This is a genomic window from Streptomyces tendae (genome assembly GCF_014650435.1).
Taxonomy (GTDB): Bacteria; Actinomycetota; Actinomycetes; order Streptomycetales; family Streptomycetaceae; genus Streptomyces; species Streptomyces tendae.
In genome coordinates this window covers 1-573 of sequence record NZ_BMUY01000109.1, presented here as the reverse complement: position 1 = coordinate 573, position 573 = coordinate 1, and the positions used below count along the sequence as shown (strand labels likewise).

The 573-nt window shown below is 32.8% G+C and carries 2 protein-coding genes; both read right to left on the bottom strand.

Annotated features, from left to right (window positions below; all coding sequences use genetic code 11):
- Positions 1-307 (bottom strand): hypothetical protein (locus tag IE258_RS40870; protein ID WP_189750849.1); only part of this gene is annotated, 307 nt, incomplete at its 3' end.
- 15 nt (positions 308-322) lie between these two features.
- Positions 323-573: helix-turn-helix domain-containing protein (locus IE258_RS40865; protein WP_189750848.1), on the bottom strand; the 251-nt coding region annotated here is incomplete at its 5' end.

The following is a 573-nucleotide window of genomic DNA, read 5'->3' as shown; positions in this document are numbered from 1 at the left end:
AATCAAGCTTATTGAAATCAATGTAATTGTTCAGTAAGCTTGTCCACTTAGTCTCTTTATAATTGAAACATCTACCATAATCAAAGTCTGGGTCTACCCAAGCTTTACGTATTTTTATAAATACGTTATATACCACAGCTACTCCACTATTTGCAGTAGCTCCTTTTGCAAATAGAGCTGGTTCTAGTCTAAGAAAACCTTCGTTTAACTTTTCCCATGCTTCTTGTGAAGTAGCAAATTCTAATGAATGGATTTGCTCTTCTGTATTAAGCTCTAAGCCATTTAATTGTTTATTCCAACCTGACACAAATACCTCCTTTCTTTATAACTTATCTTGTAATATTTTACTAATGGTGGTTTGATGTAAATTTAGCCTATTAGCTATATAAACCTGAGATTTACCTTTAGATCTTAATCTCATAATCCTCCTTCTTTTTCTTTGAGTTATCTTTGTTTTATTTAAAGCCTTTAATGATAGGCTTATTTTTAGTTTAGTAGATTCCGATTGATGTTTACCCTTTATCCAAGAAGGCTTACCGTAGGCAGGGTGTAATTTTCCAGTTACACCCCTCA